Raw genomic sequence first — 15,104 nt, 5'->3', positions numbered from 1 at the left:
CATGAAGATCGACGGCAAGGCCTATCGCACGATCTGGCTCGGCGAGGATGGCTGGAGCGTCGTGGTCATCGATCAGACTCAGCTGCCCTTCAGCTTCGAGACGGTCCGGCTGATGCGGGTCGAGGAGGCAGCAGACGCGATCCGCCACATGACCGTGCGCGGCGCGCCGCTGATCGGCGCGACCGCCGCCTATGGCGTGGCGCTCGCCCTGAGGGGCGATGCCTCCGATGCCGCGCTTGAGCGGGCGCTCGCCTTGCTCGGCGCGACGCGGCCGACAGCGGTGAACCTGCATTGGGCGCTGGCGCGGATGCGGGCGCGGCTGATCGAGCTGCCCGAGACGGAGCGCGTCGCTGCCGCCTATGCCGAGGCCGCGGCGATCTGCGACGAGGATGTCGCGCTCTGCCGCGCCATCGGCGAGCATGGCCTCGGGCTGATCCGCGCCATCGCTGCGGCCAAGCCGGCCGGCGAGCGGATCAACATCCTGACCCATTGCAATGCCGGCTGGCTCGCGACTGTCGACTGGGGCACTGCGCTGGCGCCAATCTATCTGGCGCATGATGCGGGCATTCCGGTGCATGTCTGGGTCGACGAGACGCGGCCGCGCAATCAGGGCGCGGCTCTGAGCGCCTATGAGCTCGGCGCCCATGGCGTGCCGCACACGGTGATCTCCGACAATGCCGGTGGCCATCTGATGCAGCATGGCGAGGTCGACATGGTGATCGTCGGCACCGATAGGACGACGGCGACCGGCGACGTCGCCAACAAGATCGGCACCTATCTCAAGGCGCTGGCGGCCCATGACAACGGGGTGCCGTTCTATGTCGCCCTGCCGTCGCCGACCATCGACTGGTCGCTCAGCGATGGCCTCGCGGAGATCCCGATCGAGGAACGCGCGGCCGGCGAAGTCACGCATCTGCGTGGGGTCGGCGAGGATGGCCGCCCGGGCATTTTCCAGGTCACGGCGCCGGGCAGCCCGGCCGCCAACCCGGCCTTCGACGTCACGCCGGCCCGGCTCGTCACCGGCCTCGTCACCGAGCGCGGCGTCGCGCCCGCGAGCTTCGAGGGGCTGAGCCGGCTTTTCCCTGAACTGGCGCAGGAGCGCATGAAATGACCGAGACCGAACTTCGCCAGCAGATCGTCGAGGTGGCGCAGGCGATCGACCGAGCCGGGTTCTGCCCGTCGAAGTCGGGCAATGTCTCGGCGCGCTTCGAAGGCGGTCTGCTGATCACGCCGTCTGGCCTGCCTTATGCGAAGACGAAGCCGCAGGACCTGATCCATCTGACGCTCGACGGCAGCGTGCTCTCGGGTGCCGGAAAGCCCTCCTCGGAATGGCCGTTCCATACCGAGATCTACAAGGCCCGCCCGGACGCGCAGGCGATCGTGCACACGCATTCTCCGCGCGCCACTGCGCTCGCCAGCGCGCGGCGCGGCATTCCCGCCTTCCACTACATGATCGCGCTCTGCGGCGGGGCCGATGTGCGCTGCGCCGAATACGCCACCTTCGGGACGCCGGAACTCGCGGCGAATGCCGTCAAGGGGCTGGAGGGGCGCAAGGCGGTGCTGCTCGCCAATCATGGCGTGATCGCGCTCGGCGGCAGCCTAGCCGGCGCCCACACCATCGTCGCCGAAGTCGAGAACCTCGCCGGGCAGTATCTCGACCTGCTGGCCTCCGGGCTCGAGCCGGTCATCCTCGATGCGGCCGAGATGGAGAGGGTCTCGGCGCGGTTCGCGGGTTACGGAAAGGTAGGTTGATCTTAACGGCGCGTCTTACTGGTTGTTAAGGCCTCTTCTTTAATCAAGGGAGCATGAAGCTCTCGCGCTATCTGCTCGATTCGCTCGACGCCCTCGGTATTGGGGCTTGTGAATACGACGCCGATATGCGGGCCCTGGGCTGGAACAGCACCTTCCTCCAGCTCTTCCCGGAGGATGAAGGCGAGATTTATGTCGGCGAGCCCTATGCCGACAATCTCGTGCGCTTCTATCGCCGCCGCCTGCCGCCCGAGGAACTGCCGGATATCGACCGGCATGTGGCCGAAGGCGTCGCGCGGCATGAGAACCAGACCCAGCCGTTCGAATTCAGCCATCACGGGCGGCGCCTGCGCGCCGCATCCCTGCAGGCTCCGGATGGCGGGCGCGTGCGCCTGTGGCAACGGCTCGATGTCGACAGCCAGGCGGAGACGGCGCCTGAGATGACGCTGCCGCTGATCGACGCGCTTCCCTTCATTCCCGACGGCGCGACGATTCTCGATGCGAATGACCGCATCATCGCCGCCAACAATGCCTTCCGACGGCTCTACGACCTGCCTCGCGGCGCGCCCGTGGTCGGGCGCAAGCTCGACGAGATCATTGCCCGCTGCTGGGCAGGAACCTCGCCCGTGGCGGCCTGGAGGGCGGCGATCAGCAACGGCTTGCGCTATGATGGCGTGCCGTTCGAGATCGAGCTTCCCGGCCAGCGCTGGCTCAGGCTGATCGCGCGGCACAGCGCCGGCGGCCTCAGCTTCTTCACCCATGCCGACATCACCGTGGCCAAGCGCCAGCAGATGGAACTGCTGGAGGCGCAGGAGGCGTTACGCCGGGCCAATGCGGCGCTGGCGGAGCTGGCGGAGACGGACGGGCTGACGGGGCTCGCCAATCGTCGCCGTTTCGTGGCGCGGCTGACCGATGCCGTCGCTCTCCCGCAAACGCTTTCGCTGATGATGATCGATGCCGACCACTTCAAGTCGATCAATGACCGCTTCGGCCATCTGGTCGGCGATGCCTGCCTGCGCATGATCGGCAAGGTCGTCGCGGACCAGGTCGCGCCGGTCTCGGCGCTCGTCGCGCGGATCGGCGGCGAGGAGTTCGGCGTGCTGCTCGCCGGGGTACGCCTCGAGGCGGCATACGGCATGGCGGCGGCCATTCGCCGCTCGCTCGCCCTTGTGCCCTGGCAGACGCTCCACCCCGATCTGACGGGCGTCACCGTATCGATCGGCCTCTGCGCAGGCGAAGGACCACTGGACGCCACCAGCCTGCATGCACTGGCTGATGACGCGCTCTATGCGGCCAAGCGCAATGGCCGCGATCGCATCGAGACGGCGAGCGGGCCCGCGCTGCCACGGCGCATCGCCGGCTGATCAGGCCCGACGTTCGACGAAGGCGCAGCCCTCGAAGCTGAACACGGTCTCGCCGTTCTGGTTCACGCCGGTGTTGTGGTGGAAGAACAGCCCCCATTGCGGGCGCGAGGCGCTGGCGCGCTTGTCGGCAAGAACCGAGTGATAGGTGATGCGGTCGCCCGCATAGACCGGCTTCAGCCAACGTAGGTTCTTGAAGCCGGGGGAGGGGCCGAGGCGAGGCGCGCTGGCGTCTCCGAAGGCGGCCTTGAAGGCAGCCTCCTGGCCGCGCCGATGGACGACCATCGCCGCCATCCAGCCGGCCGCAGTGTGCCAGCCCGAGGCGCAGAGCCCGCCGAATGAGCTCTGGCGAGCCGCGTCCTCATCCATATGGAAGGGCTGCGCGTCGAAGGAGCGGGCGAAGGCGACGATCTCCTCGGCGGTGAAGAGGAGGCTGCCGAGCTCATGACTCTCGCCGACTACGAGATCGTCGAAGAAGCGGGCCGGCGTCGCTGGGCCGGCGGCCGGCTCGACCTCGCTGGTACGAGCCGGCGCGACATAGCTCGGTGAATGCGCCAGCCAGTTGCCGGCAGGAGCCTCGAAGCCCGAGCCGCGGCGGCCGAACATGATCCAGTTGGTCTGCTCCAGCACGGGCTCGCCGCGCTGGTTGAGAAGCTCGAAGCGGAACTTGACCAGGCCCATTTCCGGGCGCGAGCGCGATTCCTTGGTTTCGATGACGGTCCAGCGCAGGCTGACGACGTCGCCCGGCTTGAGGGGCCGCAGCCATTTCACCTCTTCGATGCCGGGTGCACCCATCGAGGTTGAATCGAGGATGAAGCTTTCGGCGATCAGCCGCATCAGAAGCGCGCAGCTATGCCAGCCGGACGCGATCAGGCCGCCGACGAAGCTCGCCTTGGCGGCCTCCGGATCGGTGTGGAAGTCCTGCGCGTCGAAGCGGCGGGCATAGGCGAGGATGTCCCCCTCCGAGATCGCGAGCGAGCCCCCCTCGACGACCGCGCCCGCGACAAAATCCTCGAAGTACCGCATTGCCTATGCCCCCTGTCCGGCGCGAGTTGCGAGCGTTCGCCCGTTGGCGGGCGAACGCAAAGCGCGTTAGTTGGCGAAGCGGAAATGCAGCACGTCGCCATCGGCGACGACATATTCCTTGCCTTCGAGCCGGAACTTGCCGGCCTCGCGCGCGCCCGCCTCGCCCTTGTTGGCGATGTAGTCGTCATAGGCGATGGTCTCGGCGCGGATATAGCCCTTCTCGAAATCGGTATGGATCACGCCGGCGGCTGCGGGGCCCTTGGTGCCGTTCTCGATCGTCCAGGCGCGGGCTTCCTTCGGGCCGACGGTGAAGTAGGTGACGAGGTTGAGCAGGGCGTAGCCGGCGCGGATCACCCGGTTGAGGCCGGGCTCCTCGAGCCCGACCGCGTCGAGATAGTCCTTCTGGTCGGCCTGCGGCAGCACCGCGATCTCGCTCTCGATCTTGGCGGATACGACGACGGCGACCGCGCCTTCCTCGGCGGCGCGCGCCTTGACCAGTTCGGAGAAGGCGTTGCCCTTGTCGGCGCTCGCCTCCTCGACATTGCAGACATAGAGCACGGGCTTCGACGAGAGCAGGCCGAGCATCGCAAAGGCCCTGCGCTCCTCGGCGGCGACCTGCACCAGCCGCGCCGGCTTGCCGTCGCGCAGCAGGACAAGGCAGCGGTTCATCAGCTCGGCCGCTTCCTTGGCCTCCTTGTCGCCGGACTTCGCCTTTTTCTCCAGCGGCTGGACACGCTTCTCGAGGCTCTCGAGATCGGCGAGCATCAACTCGGTCTCGATGGTCTCGATGTCGTCGATCGGCGAGATCTTGCCCTCGACATGGGTGATGTCGCCATCCTCGAAGCAGCGCACGACATGGGCGATGGCATCGCATTCGCGGATATTGGCGAGGAACTGGTTGCCGAGGCCTTCGCCGCGCGAGGCGCCGCGGACCAGCCCGGCGATGTCGACGAAGGTCAGCCGGGTCGGGATGATCTCCTTCGAGCCGGCGATCGCGGCGAGCTTCTCCAGCCGGTCATCGGGCACCGCGACGTCGCCGACATTCGGCTCGATCGTGCAGAAGGGATAGTTCGCCGCCTGGGCCGCCGCGGTCTGCGTCAGCGCGTTGAACAGGGTCGACTTGCCGACATTGGGCAGGCCGACGATACCGCATTTGAAGCCCATTTTTGCTCGCTCATCAGGTCGCGGCCACGCTCCGGCGGCTGCGATACAGCATTTCGGTTCTCGGGGGCGTTATTGGGTGCATGGCAGCAAAAGACAAGATGGCACGCCGGAGACTAGCTCGCGCGAAAGTGCATGGCGGTCGCCGCTGGCGGGGCGCAGGACTGGTCCTCAGCCATCTGTCGGCGGCCGGAGATCGGTTCGATGCGCCTCCCTTCGTTTGCCCTCGCCACTGTGCTTGTCAGTTCCGCCGTCTTCGGCGTGGCGGCGCAGACGCAGCAGGTCCGCATCCGCGGCAGCGTCGAGAGAATTGAGGGACAGATGCTGACGGTGAAGACGCCGGACGGCATAGCTTCCGTCGCTCTGGCGCCGAACTATGCGGTCGGTGCCATCGTCAGGGCGTCGATGGCGGACATCAAGAAGGGCAGCTTCATCGGGGTCGGGGCACGCACGTCGTCAGGAGGCGAGCTTCAGGCGGTGCAGGTCGTCATCTTCCCAGAGGCGATGCGCGGCACCGGCGAGGGGCATCGACCCTGGGCGGTGCTCCCCGAGGCGACGATGACCAACGCCACGGTCGCCGAGACAGTCACGCAGGTCGGGGGCGGCAGCGTCACGCTGACCTATCCCGGCGGCGAGCAGAGGATCGCGATCCCGCCCGAGGCCAACATCGTCATGGCGGCACCAGCGCAGGCGAGCGACCTTGCCGCCGGCGCACAGGTGGCGCTGACGGCGCAGCGGCAGGCGGATGGCGGCCTGACCACCAGCCGTGTCACCGTCGCGAGGGCTGGTGCGCAGCTTCCGCTCTGAGCGGCGTCAGTCCGCCTTCTCGCCGAGACGCTTCACCGCGCCATGGCCGCGCGCTTCCATGAAAAGGTGCACCTTGTTCTGGAAGCCGGCATCGTCATGGGCGGCGAGGAGGGTGGCATTGTCGGCGCAGGCGCTGCAGAGATCCTCGACCCAGGCTTCCTCAGCCTTGCCGAAATCGTTCAGCACATAGGCGTGGACGAGAGCCTTGTCGCCGGGATGGCCGATGCCCATGCGCACGCGGCGATACTCGTTGCCGATCGCAGCGGTGGTCGAGCGCAGGCCGTTATGGCCGGCATTGCCTCCGCCGAGCTTGATCCGCAGCTTGGCGGGAGCGAGGTCGAGTTCGTCATGGAAGACGATCACGTCCGCCGGCGCGATTTTGAAGAAGCGTGCCGCCTCGCCGATGGCCCGGCCGGATTCGTTCATATAGGTCTGCGGCTTGAGCAGGAGCACCTTCTCGCTGCCGATCGTCGCCTCGCAGGCCTGCCCCTGGAATCGCACGCGCCAGGGCGCGGCGCGGCAGGCGCGGGCGATCGCCTCGACCGCCATGAAGCCGATATTGTGGCGGTTGCGCGCATAGCGCGTGCCCGGATTGCCGAGGCCGGCGAAGATCAGCATTCCTGCTCTCCAGCATCTGCCAAAAGAAAACGGCCGGGCGAGCCCGGCCGTCTGACGGTAGTCGCACCGTATGGCGAAAGGGCCCTGATCAGGCCTTGGCGGCTTCCGTCTCGGCAGCTTCCGGCTCGGCATCGACCGTCGGCGGCAGGATCGTGACCAGCGTGAGATTGTCACGCGAGGTCAGCGAAACGCCGGCCGGCAGCTTGATGTCGTTGCTGTGCAGGGTATCGCCGACCTCAAGGCCAGCGACCGAGACTTCGAGGAATTCCGGGATGCTCTCGGGAGCGACGTCGATCTCGACGGTGTGCTCGACGATCTGCATGGTGCCGCCGCTCTTCAGGCCGGGGGACGATTCCTGGCCGACCACGTGCACGGGCACCTGGACCTTGATGGTCTGGCCGGCGGCGACGCGCAGGAAGTCGACGTGCAGCGGGGTGTCCTTGACCGGGTCGAGCTGGTAGTCGCGCGGGATGACACGGGTCTTCTTGCCGTCCACCTCGATCTCGAGCAGCGTGGTCAGGAAGTGGCCCGCATAGATCATCAGGCGGGTCTGGTTGGCGTTGAGCGCGATGGCCTGCGGGGCTTCGCCGGCGCCGTAGATCACGGCGGGGGTGAGGCCCTGACGACGAACTGCCCGGGCGGCCCCCTTGCCGACCTGAGCGCGCGCCGAAGCCTGGATCTGCTTCACAGCGGTCATTGGTGTTGTCCTTGCTTTCAAATGACAAGGCCGCCTGGTGGCGGCCGTCTCGGTTCGCGCTCCTGCCTCCAAGGGTGTCAGTGGAGCGCAGGCAGGCTCATAGGCGAAATAGCCGCCGATCTCAAGCCCGGCCGCCTCAGGCCGCCGTTGCGGCTTGCGTATCCGGCTGCGCCGCCGGTCCGCGTTGGCGCAGGTCCTGGATGAAGCTGGCGACGCCGGCGGCGGGTATGGCGCGCGAGTAGAGATAGCCCTGGCCGAAAACGCAGCCCATGGCGCGCAGGCGCGCGAGCTGCTCGGCGGTCTCGATGCCCTCGGCGACGATCTTGACGCCGAGCCGGTTGGCGATCCCGACCAGCGCCTCGACGATGACGTTGCTGCGGGCGCCGGCCTCTATGCCGCCGATGAAGGAGCGGTCGATCTTGATGATGTCGACCGGGAAGTCGAGCAGATGGGTCAGCGAGGCGAAGCCTGTGCCGAAATCGTCGAGCGCCACCTGGATGCCGCGCTCGCGCAGCGCTTCCATGGTTCGGGCGACGCCGTCGCGGCGTCCGCCCATGATGACCTGCTCCGTGATCTCGACGACGAGGCGCTCGAGCGGGAGCTGGGCGCGCTCGAAAACCCGGGAGATGCGCTGGACGAGGTCGCCCTTCTGGAAGTCGGCGGTGGTGAAGTTGATGCCGACATGCCGGAGCTCAAGTCCGCCGCTCTGCCATTGCGCCATGTCGGCGGCGACGGCCGCGAGCATCTGCCCCGAGATCCGGTAGGCGACCTTGGGATCGAGCATCGCCTCGTGGAACTCGCCGGCGGCGACGATGCGGCCATCGTCGAGCCGCATCCGGGCCAGCGCCTCGACGCCGGCGAGCTCGCCGGTGTCGAGGCGGATGATCGGCTGGTAGTGCGGCAGCACCCGGCCGCTGCCGAGGGCGTCGTCGACGGTCTGGACGATCTGGACGCGCCGCATCATCGAGGTGCGAAGCCCGTACTTGAAGCGGACATACCGGCCGCGCCGGGTCTCCTTGGCGTGATACAGCGCGAAATCGGCGTTCTGCCGCAAGGTGACGCTATCGGTGCCGTCGGCTCCGGCCAGGGCGGCCCCGATCGTGACGCTCGGGATAATGGTGTTGCCGTCATGGTCGAAAGGGGCGGGCATCGCGGCAAGGATGGCTGTCGCCGCCGCGCGCAGCTGCGGAGCCTGGCCGCAATCCGGCAGCAGGACGGCGAACTCGTCGCCGCCGATCCGGAAGGCCGTGCCGGTCCCCGCGACCTCCGCCAGCCGTGCCGCGACGGTTTCGATCAGGCGGTCGCCGGTGGCGTGGCCCATCGTGTCGTTGACCGCCTTGAGATGATCGATGTCGATCAGCAGCAGGCCGAAGCAGGGCTCGGCCCTGGCGGTCATGCGGGCGATGGCGTCGTTGAACTGCGCCCGGTTCGGCAGGCGGGTCAGCGCGTCGAAATAGGCGAGCTGATGGTTGCGCGTCCTGACCTCGTCATGCTCGATCGCGATGGCGCAGAGATGGACGCAGGTCGCGACGATGCGGCGCTCCAGCGCGTCCGGGCCGCGCTTGCGGCGATAATAGAAGGCGAAGCTGCCGACCACGCGGCCGTCGCGCGCCTTGATCGGGCTCGACCAGCAGGCGCGCAGGCCGAGCGGCAGCACCAGCCCTTCATAACCCTGCCAGAGCGGATCGCTGGCGATGTCGGTCACCTCGACGGCACTGCCGCGATGGATCGCGGTCCCGCAGGAGCCGACGCGCGGTCCGCATGAAACGCCGCGCAGGGCCGCGGCGTAGCTCGCCGGCAAGCTGGGCGCCGCCAGCGGCTGGAGGCAGCTTTCCGCATCGACGGCGACGACGGAGCAGACGACCTCGGGGGCGATGGCTTCGACCCGCAGGCACAGCGAGGTCATGATCGCCGTCAGCGGCTCGCCGCGCGCGATCGCCTCCAGGGTTGCGTTCTGCAGGGACTGGAGACGTTCGACGGAGTCCAAACAAGCCTCGAGGCAGCAACAAGCACATTTCCGCGATCATGCCCCAAGGGCATGAACCTACGGTTGCGCCGTTATCTCGAATTGTTCGGAAAACGGCCCTTCAGGCCGGCATCAGGCCGAGGCGCTCGTCGCGCCGCCGCAGCCAGAACATCAGCGGCAGCGCCAGCAGCACCATCCAGGCCTTGCCGATGATCTGGCCCGTCAGGAAGTCCAGGCTGCCGAAGGCCAGCTGCAGGAAGACGATGCTGTCGACGACGAGCCCCATGATGCTGGAGGCGGCGACCGCGGCAACGAAATGATTGCGCTGCAGCGGCGTGTAGACCGCGAAGTCGGTCAGCTCCGACAGCAGGAAGGCCGCCATCGAGGCGATGACGATGGCGGGTGGGGCGAGCAGACCGGAGAGAAGCGCACCGGCGGCAATCGCGATCAGCGCCGCCTTGGCGCCGAGCCGGCGCTGGACGATGTCGCGCAGCACGAGCGCGAGCCCGACCATCAGCACGCCGCTCGGTGCCATGATGCCGGGAGCGACCGGAACGAGACAGGGGCCGTTCGGCGCGCAGACCGTGCCGGCATTGCCGATCAGCCAATTGGCCGCCGGAATGCTCAAGCCGAAGAGGACGAGGGCGATCAGTCCCTCGATGCGCCGTTGCCGGTCAGTCGTCATAATTCGGTCCGCTGTCACCTGGCGCGGCCTCGAAGGCCGCGAAACCTTTCGAACGCAAGTCGCATGCCGGGCAGTGGCCGCAGCCATAACCCCAGGCGTGGCGCCTGCTCCGGTCGCCGAGATAGCAGCTATGGGTGTCCTCGACCACCAGGTCGAGCAGGGGCTGGCCGCCCAGCCGGCGGGCAAGGGCGAAGGTCTGCGCCTTGTCGCGCCACATCAGCGGCGTGTGCAGCACCAGCCTGCGGTCGAGCCCGAGGCCGAGCGCGACCTGCATCGCCTTGACGGTGTCGTCCCGGCAATCGGGATAGCCGGAATAGTCGGTTTCGCAGACGCCGAGAACGATGTGCCTGCAATCGCGGCGATAGGCGAGGGCGGCGGCGAAGGAGAGGAAGATCAGGTTGCGGCCGGGCACGAAGGTCGTCGGCAGGCCGCTCTCGGCGAAGGCGATCTCGCTCTCGCTGGTCAGGGCGGTGTCCGAGATCCTGCCCAGCGTCGTCAGATCGAGCAGGTGGTCGGGGCCGAGGCGCTCGGCATAGGCCGTAGCGAGCGCAGGCAGCTTGTCTCTGATCGTCAGCCGGGCTTCGAGCTCGATGCGATGGCGCTGGCCATAGTCGAAGCCGACCGTCTCGACGCCGGAAAAGCGCTGCAGCGCCCAGGCGAGGGCGACGGTCGAATCCTGGCCGCCTGAGAAGAGGACGAGGGCTCGGTCGCCGCCGGGCGTCGGGGCCGCCATGGCGGGCCCGTCAGTCGAACAGGCTGGAGACGCTCGATTCGCTCGCGGTGCGCTCGATCGCCTCGCCCATCAGATTGGCGATGGAGATGACCCGGATGTTGCGTGCGACCTTCACCGCCTCGGTCGGCATGATCGAATCGGTGATCACCAGTTCCTTGAGCTTGGAATTGGCGATGCGCGCCACGGCGCCGCCCGAGAGCACGCCGTGCGTGATGTAGGCGTAGACTTCCTTGGCGCCCTGCGCGAGCAGCGCCTCGGCAGCGTTCACCAACGTGCCGCCGGAATCGACGATGTCGTCGAGCAGGATGCAGGAGCGGCCTTCGACCGTGCCGATGATGTTCATCACCTCCGACTCGCCCGGCCGGTCGCGACGCTTGTCGACGATGGCGAGCGGCGCGTCGATGCGCTTGGCGAGGGCGCGGGCGCGCACCACGCCACCGACATCCGGCGAGACGACCATGGCGTTCTTCCAGTCGAGCCGGTCCTTGATGTCGCGGGCCATCAACGGAGCGCCGAACAGGTTGTCAGTCGGGATGTCGAAGAAGCCCTGGATCTGTCCGGCATGCAGGTCGAGCGTCAGAACGCGGTCGACACCGGCATGGGTGATCAGGTTGGCGACGAGCTTGGCCGAGATCGGCGTGCGGCCGGAGGCGCGGCGATCCTGCCGAGCATAGCCGAAATAGGGAATCACCGCCGTGATGCGCCGCGCCGAGGAACGGCGCAGGGCGTCGGTGATGATCAGCAGCTCCATCAGGTGGTCGTTGGTCGGGAACGAGGTCGACTGGATGACGAAGACATCCTGGCCGCGAACGTTCTCCTGGATCTCGACGAAGACCTCCATGTCGGCGAAGCGCCGGACGGAAGCCTTGGCGAGCGGGATGCCGAGCGAGGCGCAGATGGCCTCAGCCAGCGGCCGGTTGGAGTTACCGGCGACGACTTTGATGGAGGAGTTCATGCCGGGCGCACCGTGAGGACTGGCAGTCCAAGCCGCGAGGGGCCGGCTTGGTTCGAACGGCTCTTAACAGTGGTGCGACGGTGAGTCGACCGCTGCACTGCAACAGAACTGCAACAGAAACGTGGAAAAGCCATGACCGATCAGGTTGCCGATAGGTCAGTTCGGCCGGTCTGATGGCCGGCTGCTAGAGACGCTTGGCGCCGCCCGCCGATCCCGCCCGGGCCGTCGTCGACTTGCTCTCGGCCGCCTTGCCCTTGGCATCGGGCTTGGCCTCCGCCTGGGGCGCCGTGGTCAGGAAGCCAGCGATCGCATCCATCGAATCGGAGGCCGCCTTGGCGACGATGGTCTGGTCGATGCCTGCCCAGGGATCACCGCCGCTGCTGCGGCGACCAAGGCTCTCGCCCTGGACACGCTGCGCGCGCTTCTTGGTCTCGTCATAGACGTCCCAGACGAAGGCGAGCGAGGTCTGGCCGTCCTCGGTCGGCTGCGCGGTCAGATAGCCGCGGACGCGGAACCGGGCCGGCTTGTCGCCGGGGACGATCTCCATCTTGCGCTCCGCCGCAGCTTCGCCGAGCAGCCCGGCGAAGGCAGCCGTGACCTGGTCCGGCGCACCGGAAATGCTCTGCACCGAGACGGGCACGCCGGGAGCGTCGACCCGAGGTCGCGCGGCGGTGGTGGTCTCCTGGCAGCCCGCAAGTGCAAGCGCAACGAGCGACCCCAGAAGGGGTGCGTAAGTACGAATCGACATGTTGCCTCCCGCCCTGTTTGTTGTCGGGCTCGGATTGCTTGGTCTTCCCTGCGGCGTCCGTTCTAGATCATGTCGTGCGAAAGTGAAATGCGCTTTCGATGTGCAAGACTAACCGGCTCTTCATCAAACTCCTTGACGCGCTGGCGATTCAGCGCCGCGCGAAGCGCAGGCGGCCTCTCCGGCATGGCTGGCGCGCATCGGATCAACGCAAGACCAGATCGAGATCGGGCAGGTTCAGCGCCTCGGCGCCGTCCTCCCCGACGAGATAGGTCCGGCCGAGGCACATCGCGGTCTCGCTCTCCGAATCCATCAGGATCATGTGGGCGAACATCACCATGCCGGGCTCCAGCACCCAGTCATTGCCTTCGTAGAACATCGGCCAGTCCATCCAGGACGGGGTGAACTTGGCGCCGAGCGAGTAGCCGCAGGCATTGAGCCGGTGGCCCGACAGGCCATGGGCGTCGAAGCTGCGTGCATGGGCGGCGAAGACGTCGCCGGCGGTGTTGCCGGGCTTCAGCGCCGCCTCGCAGGCGAGCAGCGCGTCCTTCGCCGCTTCGTGATAGCGAATGTGCAACGGGCGCGGCTTGCCGATGACGACGGTACGCATGATCGCGGCGTGGTAGTGCCGGTCGGCGCCGGCGAATTCGAGCGTGATCTGGTCGTCGGGGTCGAGCTTGCGGCGGCCGCTCTTGTAGCGGCAGAGCAGCGCATCGCGACCCGAGCCGATGATGAACTCGTTGCCGGGATAGTCGCCGCCGCCGGAGAAGATCGCATTGTGCTGGGCGGCGAGGATCTCGCCCTCGTCGGCGCCGGCACGGATCAGGTCGAGCGCCGCCTTGTCGGCCGCGTCGGACAAGGAAGCGGCGCGGCGGACATGGACGATCTCCTCCACCGACTTCACCGCTCTCAGGCGCGTCACCAAAAGGGAGGCGTCGACGAGTTCGGCGATGCCGGAGAAGGCAGCCTCGAGCTTGCGGCTATTGGCGGCGACGAGACCATAGGATTCGAACTCGACGCCGATGCGCTTGCCGGCGAGCCCCATGTCGCGCGCCAGTTCCAGCAAGTCGCGGGCGGGGTTGGCGTCGCGGCCGTCCTTCCAGATCCGGATGTCGGAGAGATTGGAGGTGTGCTGGGCCTGGCGCAGATCGGCCGAGCGGGTCAGCAGCGCCATGGTGCCGTCCGCCTTCACCACGAGGCACTGGAAGAAACAGAAGCCGAAAGTGTCGTAGCCGCTGAGCCAGAACATCGATTCCTGCTGGAACAGGAAGGCGGCGTCGAGCCGCTCGCGCGCCATGGCGGCGAGCAGGGCGTGACGGCGGCGGGCGAACTCGGCGGAGGAGAAATGCAGGGCCATGGCGAAGGACCGTCGGGCGTTGCGATGCATCAGGGATAGCGTGCTGGGGTCGCCAAGGCGAGAAGGGCGCGGCCGTGACGAAAGCGCCGAGCCGGCGCATGCGCGATTGCGCCGCGCGTGCTCCTTCGCCATATCTCCGGTTCAAGGCGCACAGGGCGCCGCAGCGCCGGAGGCCGCCATGGTCAGCACCAGCAACCGCATCCTCGACGACATCGCCCGTCTGGCCACCGACGCGGCCGGGGCGGCACAGGGCGTGCGCCGCGAGGTCGAGACCGTGGTCAAGACCCAGATCGAGCGGTTGCTGCGCGACATGGACGTGGTCACCCGCGAGGAATTCGAGGCGGTGCGCGAGATGGCACTCTTGGCGCGCGAGGAGAACGACAAGCTCGCTGCCCGCCTTGCCGCGCTCGAGGGCAAGTCCGCGAAGGACTGAACGGCTCCCCTCGCATGGACTCGTGCTGTGGACAGCGCCGCGAGGGGATTGAGCCGGCGGTCGAATCCGCCGAGCTTGGATAGCGTGTTGGGCACGTTGACCGCCTGCGCTATCGTCGATGAAGAGAGGTGATTCGTCGGCAGGCTTCGTCTCGCGAAGCTTTCCGATGATCCGGCGGCCGCTCGCGGCCGTTCAGTCGGGTTGTGTGCCTTACGCTTTTCCCAGTCGCCGTGTTCCTGTTCTCAAACGCGTCGGACCTGCGTTCGCAGGGCGCCGGCAGTTGGACCCTGGGCATGATGGACCTTGATCTGGATGCCGAGAGCGATCGGCCTTCCAATCCTCTCGACCTGATTGAACGCCTTGCCTCCCTCAACCATTGGAGCTTCGACCGCGACAGCGACGATGAGCTCTCGGTCGCCGTCACCGGCGGCTGGGCGGACTACCACGTCGCGATCACCTGGCTCTCGGAAGTGGAATCGATCCACGTCGCCTGCGCCTTCGACCTGAGGGTGCCGGATCGCCGCCGGTCCGAAGTCCTGAACCTGGTGAGCCTGGTCAACGAGCAGCTCTGGCTCGGCCATTTCGACCTGTGGAGCAATGAGAACGTGGTGATGTACCGCCATGCGCTCCTGCTCTCGGGCGGGGCGGAGCCGACCGAGGAACAGGCGGCCGGCATGATCAAGGCCGCGATCGACGCCTGCGAGCGCTATTTCCAGGCGTTCCAGTTCGTCGTCTGGGCCGGAAAGAGCGCCCGCGAGGGCCTCGAGGGCGCGCTGCTGGAGACGGTCGGCGAAGCTTGAGCGGCCCGCCG

16 protein-coding genes are annotated in these 15,104 nt (G+C 67.5%); 6 read left to right on the top strand and 10 right to left on the bottom strand.

Annotation, left to right across the window (positions count from 1 at the left end; genetic code table 11):
- Position 1: 1 nt before the first annotated feature.
- The 3 genes from mtnA to AC1REK_RS08965 are packed head-to-tail and all read left to right on the top strand — an operon-like array spanning position 2 to position 3,113.
- On the top strand, positions 2-1,111 hold the full coding sequence (gene mtnA / locus AC1REK_RS08975) for an S-methyl-5-thioribose-1-phosphate isomerase (protein ID WP_492268318.1): 1,110 nt from the start codon (positions 2-4) through the stop codon (positions 1,109-1,111).
- Positions 1,108-1,752, top strand: coding sequence for a class II aldolase/adducin family protein (locus AC1REK_RS08970; protein ID WP_316016807.1), 645 nt, complete (start codon positions 1,108-1,110; stop codon positions 1,750-1,752). The genes mtnA and AC1REK_RS08970 overlap by 4 nt, the downstream gene beginning before the upstream one ends.
- A 53-nt stretch (positions 1,753-1,805) precedes the next feature.
- Complete coding sequence (locus AC1REK_RS08965) at positions 1,806-3,113, top strand: GGDEF domain-containing protein (RefSeq protein ID WP_492268319.1); 1,308 nt, start codon at positions 1,806-1,808, stop codon at positions 3,111-3,113.
- On the opposite strand, the gene AC1REK_RS08960 is transcribed toward AC1REK_RS08965, so the two are convergent.
- Together AC1REK_RS08960 and ychF are read right to left on the bottom strand one after the other, a co-directional pair.
- A complete protein-coding gene (locus tag AC1REK_RS08960; RefSeq protein WP_492268320.1) occupies positions 3,114-4,136 on the bottom strand; it encodes a MaoC family dehydratase in 1,023 nt (340 codons plus the stop codon). It lies immediately after the preceding gene.
- A 66-nt stretch (positions 4,137-4,202) separates the two neighbouring features.
- Complete coding sequence (gene ychF, locus AC1REK_RS08955) at positions 4,203-5,300, bottom strand: redox-regulated ATPase YchF (protein WP_316016804.1); 1,098 nt, start codon at positions 5,298-5,300, stop codon at positions 4,203-4,205.
- Between the two features lie 201 nt (positions 5,301-5,501).
- Here ychF and AC1REK_RS08950 point away from each other — a divergent pair, with 201 nt between their 5' ends.
- A complete protein-coding gene (locus AC1REK_RS08950; RefSeq protein ID WP_492268321.1) occupies positions 5,502-6,104 on the top strand; it encodes a hypothetical protein in 603 nt (200 codons plus the stop codon).
- Positions 6,105-6,110: 6 nt separating this feature from the next.
- Here the strand turns inward: AC1REK_RS08950 and pth are convergent, their stop codons facing one another.
- From pth to AC1REK_RS08910, 8 genes are all read right to left on the bottom strand, one after another.
- A complete protein-coding gene (gene pth / locus AC1REK_RS08945) occupies positions 6,111-6,722 on the bottom strand; it encodes an aminoacyl-tRNA hydrolase (protein ID WP_492268322.1) in 612 nt (203 codons plus the stop codon).
- Between the two features lie 88 nt (positions 6,723-6,810).
- The gene (locus tag AC1REK_RS08940; protein WP_492268323.1) at positions 6,811-7,419 is read right to left on the bottom strand and encodes a 50S ribosomal protein L25/general stress protein Ctc; all 609 of its coding nucleotides are present in this window, start codon (positions 7,417-7,419) and stop codon (positions 6,811-6,813) included.
- A gap of 136 nt (positions 7,420-7,555) precedes the next feature.
- Positions 7,556-9,406 carry a bifunctional diguanylate cyclase/phosphodiesterase gene (locus AC1REK_RS08935; RefSeq protein ID WP_492268324.1) on the bottom strand — a complete coding sequence of 617 codons (1,851 nt, stop codon included), beginning with the start codon at positions 9,404-9,406 and terminating at the stop codon, positions 7,556-7,558.
- Positions 9,407-9,506: 100 nt separating this feature from the next.
- Complete coding sequence (locus tag AC1REK_RS08930; RefSeq protein ID WP_316016799.1) at positions 9,507-10,070, bottom strand: VUT family protein; 564 nt, start codon at positions 10,068-10,070, stop codon at positions 9,507-9,509.
- Positions 10,060-10,803, bottom strand: coding sequence for a 7-cyano-7-deazaguanine synthase QueC (queC, locus tag AC1REK_RS08925; protein WP_492268325.1), 744 nt, complete (start codon positions 10,801-10,803; stop codon positions 10,060-10,062). Before queC ends, AC1REK_RS08930 begins: the two co-directional genes overlap by 11 nt.
- Before the next feature lie 10 nt (positions 10,804-10,813).
- The gene (locus tag AC1REK_RS08920) at positions 10,814-11,758 is read right to left on the bottom strand and encodes a ribose-phosphate pyrophosphokinase (RefSeq protein WP_316016797.1); all 945 of its coding nucleotides are present in this window, start codon (positions 11,756-11,758) and stop codon (positions 10,814-10,816) included.
- A gap of 184 nt (positions 11,759-11,942) precedes the next feature.
- Complete coding sequence (locus AC1REK_RS08915) at positions 11,943-12,506, bottom strand: hypothetical protein (protein ID WP_492268326.1); 564 nt, start codon at positions 12,504-12,506, stop codon at positions 11,943-11,945.
- Between the two features lie 202 nt (positions 12,507-12,708).
- Complete coding sequence (locus AC1REK_RS08910; RefSeq protein WP_492268673.1) at positions 12,709-13,860, bottom strand: M24 family metallopeptidase; 1,152 nt, start codon at positions 13,858-13,860, stop codon at positions 12,709-12,711.
- A 178-nt stretch (positions 13,861-14,038) separates the two neighbouring features.
- Between AC1REK_RS08910 and AC1REK_RS08905 the strand changes: the two genes are divergently transcribed.
- Positions 14,039-14,293: an accessory factor UbiK family protein gene (locus AC1REK_RS08905; protein ID WP_066472549.1), complete on the top strand. Its 255-nt coding sequence runs from the start codon at positions 14,039-14,041 to the stop codon at positions 14,291-14,293.
- Positions 14,294-14,586: 293 nt separating this feature from the next.
- On the top strand, positions 14,587-15,093 hold the full coding sequence (locus AC1REK_RS08900) for a type III secretion system chaperone family protein (RefSeq protein ID WP_066471096.1): 507 nt from the start codon (positions 14,587-14,589) through the stop codon (positions 15,091-15,093).
- Positions 15,094-15,104: the final 11 nt, after the last annotated feature.

The sequence above is a fragment of the Allobosea sp. GW823-FHT02B03 genome, assembly GCF_058797755.1.
The sequence above is the reverse complement of the archived record's forward strand: the minus strand, read 5'-3'. Positions and strand labels throughout refer to the sequence as shown.